Source organism: Nocardioides sp., from assembly GCF_041913365.1.
Taxonomy (GTDB): Bacteria; Actinomycetota; Actinomycetes; order Propionibacteriales; family Nocardioidaceae; genus Nocardioides.
This window is the reverse complement of sequence record NZ_JAYSFM010000008.1, coordinates 1-3,520: the sequence shown is the minus strand read 5'-3', so window position 1 is coordinate 3,520 and position 3,520 is coordinate 1. Positions and strand designations below refer to the sequence as shown.

General features: G+C 68.7%; 5 protein-coding genes. All 5 read right to left on the bottom strand.

The window, feature by feature from the left end; genetic code table 11:
• Nucleotides 1–457 precede the first annotated feature (457 nt).
• Entirely contained in the window at nucleotides 458–1,054 is a 597-nt protein-coding gene (gene rplQ, locus ACE3QY_RS16675) for a 50S ribosomal protein L17 (RefSeq protein WP_374457166.1), read from the bottom strand.
• Between the two features lie 104 nt (nucleotides 1,055–1,158).
• Entirely contained in the window at nucleotides 1,159–2,175 is a 1,017-nt protein-coding gene (locus tag ACE3QY_RS16670; protein ID WP_121141540.1) for a DNA-directed RNA polymerase subunit alpha, read from the bottom strand.
• A 113-nt stretch (nucleotides 2,176–2,288) separates the two neighbouring features.
• A complete protein-coding gene (gene rpsD, locus ACE3QY_RS16665) occupies nucleotides 2,289–2,897 on the bottom strand; it encodes a 30S ribosomal protein S4 (RefSeq protein ID WP_230441858.1) in 609 nt (202 codons plus the stop codon).
• A 28-nt stretch (nucleotides 2,898–2,925) separates the two neighbouring features.
• Nucleotides 2,926–3,321, bottom strand: coding sequence for a 30S ribosomal protein S11 (rpsK, locus tag ACE3QY_RS16660; RefSeq protein ID WP_056906616.1), 396 nt, complete (start codon nucleotides 3,319–3,321; stop codon nucleotides 2,926–2,928).
• 61 nt (nucleotides 3,322–3,382) lie between these two features.
• On the bottom strand, nucleotides 3,383–3,520 hold a 138-nt coding region (rpsM, locus tag ACE3QY_RS16655; RefSeq protein ID WP_374457298.1), incomplete at its 5' end, for a 30S ribosomal protein S13.

Sequence of the window (3,520 nt, the reverse complement as noted above, 5' to 3'; positions counted from 1 at the left end):
CGCCCGTGAGCGGTGGTCGAGGGGGATTCAGCGGCCCCGGAATCCGCCTGGGCCACCGCTCCCCCCGCGCGCCCACGTACGACACGCCCGCCGGCGGTGGTCCACCTACGTTTCCCGCCCGCCGAATGCAGGTGGGCCACCGCTCCCCCGGCGCGCCGACGTACGACACGCCCGTGAGCGGTGGTCGAGGGGGATTCAGCGGCCCCGGATTCCGCCTGGGCCACCGCTCCCCCCGCGCGCCCACGTACGACACGCCCGCCGGCGGTGGTCCACCTACGTTTCCCGCCCGCCGAATGCAGGTGGGCCACCGCTCCCCCGGCGCGCCGACGTACGACACGCCCGTGAGCGGTGGTCGAGGGGGATTCAGCGGCCCCGGATTCCGCCTGGGCCACCGCTCCCCGGATGCACGAAGGCCCGCCACCCCGGTGGGGTGGCGGGCCTCGCGATGGAGCGTGGATCAGGCCTTGGGCTCGTCCTCGGTCGACTCGTCGGCGTCGGCCTCGGCGGCCGGCTCCTCGGTGGTCTCCTCGGTGGCAGCCTCGGTCTCCGTGGCCTCGGCCTCGGGGGCGTCGGTCTCGGTCGCCTCGGGGGCCTCGGTCTCGACAGCCTCGGTCTCGACGACCTCGGTCTCCTCGGCAGCCGGCGCCGGGGCGGCGGCCTTCTCGGTCTTCTTGGTCGAGGGGGCCTTCGGGCTGTAGGCCTCGGTCACCAGCTCGATGACCGCCATGGGGGCGTTGTCGCCCTTGCGGGGGCCGATCTTGGTGATGCGGGTGTAGCCACCGGGACGCTCGGCGAAGGTCGGCGCGATCTCGGTGAACAGGGTGTGCACGACCGACTTGTCGCGGACGGTCTTGAGGACCTCACGACGGTTGTGCAGGTCGCCACGCTTGGCCTTGGTGATCAGCTTCTCCGCGACCGGGCGTAGCAGGCGCGCACGGGTCTCGGTGGTGGTGATCCGGCCGTGCTCGAACAGGGCGGTGGCCAGGTTCGACAGCATCAGGCGCTGGTGGGCAGGGCTGCCGCCGAGGCGGGGACCCTTCTTGGGCTTGGGCATGTGGTGCCTTCTTCCTCTCGGGCCGTGTCAGGTACCCGGGTAGACGACCGGCGTGCTGCCGGTCGGTTTGGGTGGTACGGCCCTGGGTGGCCAGGGCCGGGAGGTCAGAGCTGCTCGTCCTCGATGAACGCGTCGTCGTCGTCGTCGCCGTAGGCGGCGAGGGCGGCGTGCGGGTCGAAGCCGGGCGCGCTGTCCTTGAGCGAGAGGCCCATCTCGACGAGCTTGGCCTTCACCTCGTCGATGGACTTCGCGCCGAAGTTGCGGATGTCGAGCAGGTCCTGCTCCGAGCGGGAGATGAGCTCACCCACGGTGTGGATGCCCTCGCGCTTGAGGCAGTTGTAGCTGCGGACCGTGAGCTGCAGGTCCTCGACCGGCAGGGCCAGGTCGGCGGCCAGCTGCTCGTCGACGGGCGACGGGCCGATGTCGATGCCCTCGGCCTCGACGTTGAGCTCACGGGCCAGGCCGAACAGCTCGACGAGCGTCTTGCCGGCGGAGGCGATCGCGTCGCGGGGACGGATCGACGGCTTGGTCTCGACGTCGATGACGAGCTTGTCGAAGTCGGTGCGCTGCTCGACACGGGTGGCCTCGACCTTGTAGGTCACCTTCAGCACGGGGCTGTAGATCGAGTCGACCGGCATGCGGCCGATCTCGTTGTCGGCACCCTTGTTCTGGACCGAGGAGACGTAGCCGCGGCCACGCTCGACGACGAGCTCCATCTCCAGCTTGCCCTTGTCGGACAGCGTGGCGATCTTGAGCTCGGGGTTGTGCACCTCGACACCGGCGGGCGGGGTGATGTCGGCGGCGGTGACGTCACCGGCACCCGACTTGCGCAGGTACATCACGACCGGCTCGTCGTGCTCCGAGGAGACGACGATGCCCTTGAGGTTGAGGATGATCTCGGTCATGTCCTCGGTGACGCCCTCGATGGTCGAGAACTCGTGCAGGACGGAGTCGACCTTGATGCTGGTGACCGAGGCACCCGGGATGGAGCTGAGGAGCGTACGCCGCAGCGAGTTGCCGAGCGTGTAGCCGAAGCCCGGCTCCAGGGGCTCGATGACGAACCGCGAGCGGAACTCGTCGACGGTCTCTTCCGTGAGGGTGGGGCGCTGAGCGATGAGCACGGAGTTTTTCCTTTCCGGATCCACCCGCTATTTGACGGATCCGAACATGGTGAGGAGTGGTGTGGAAGAGGGGCATCGGCGACCGCCCGCAGGACGGACGGCCACCGACAAGGTCACTTCTTGGAGTAGTACTCCACGATGAGCTGCTCCTGGACCGGCACGTCGATCTGCGCGCGGACCGGGACCTGGTGCACGAGGATGCGCATCCGCGACGGGATGACCTCCATCCACGCGGGGGTGACGCGCTCGCCGTGGGTCTCGCGAGCCACGATCAGCGGGGTCATCTCCAGCGACTTCTCGCGCACGTCGATGATGTCGTGGTCGGTGACCTGGAAGGACGGGATGTTGACCTTCTTGCCGTTGACCAGGAAGTGGCCGTGCACGACGAGCTGGCGGGCCTGGCGGCGCGTCCGGGCGAAGCCGGCGCGGTAGACCACGTTGTCGAGGCGGCACTCGAGGAGCTGCAGGAGGTTGTCGCCGGTCTTGCCCTGGCGACGGCTGGCCTCCTTGTAGTAGCGGACGAACTGCTTCTCCATCACGCCGTAGGTGAAGCGAGCCTTCTGCTTCTCACGCAGCTGCAGGAGGTACTCGGACTCCTTGATGCGGCCGCGGCCGTGCTGGCCGGGAGCGTAGGGACGCTTCTCGAAGGCGGCGTCGCCGCCGACGAGGTCGACACCGAGACGGCGCGACTTGCGGGTCATGGGACCGGTGTAGCGGGCCATGTTTCAGTCTCTCTTTCTCAGTCTCGGGTCAGACGCGGCGGCGCTTGGGCGGCCGGCATCCGTTGTGCGGGGTGGGCGTGACGTCCTGGATGGTGCCGACCTCGAGGCCGATGGCACCCAGCGAACGAATGGCGGTCTCACGACCCGAGCCCGGACCCTTGACGAAGACGTCGATCTTCTTCATGCCGTGGTCCATGGCGCGACGGCCGGCGGCCTCGGCAGCCATCTGGGCGGCGAAGGGGGTGGACTTGCGCGAGCCCTTGAAGCCGACGGTGCCGGCAGAGGCCCACGAGATCACCGCGCCGGTCGGGTCGGTGATCGTGACGATGGTGTTGTTGAACGTGCTCTTGATGTGGGCTTCGCCCTGGGCGACGTTCTTCTTCTCCTTGCGGCGCACCTTGGTTGCGCGGCTCTTGGGAGGCATTCAGTAACTCCTGAGGTCTGGTCTGGAAGCTTCGATGACGAGGATCAGCGCAGGGCGCCGATCACTTCGCCTTCTTCTTGCCGGCGACGGTGCGCTTGGGGCCCTTGCGGGTGCGCGCGTTGGTCTTGGTGCGCTGGCCGCGGACCGGGAGGCCCATGCGGTGGCGGCGACCCTGGTAGCTGCCGATCTCGATCTTGCG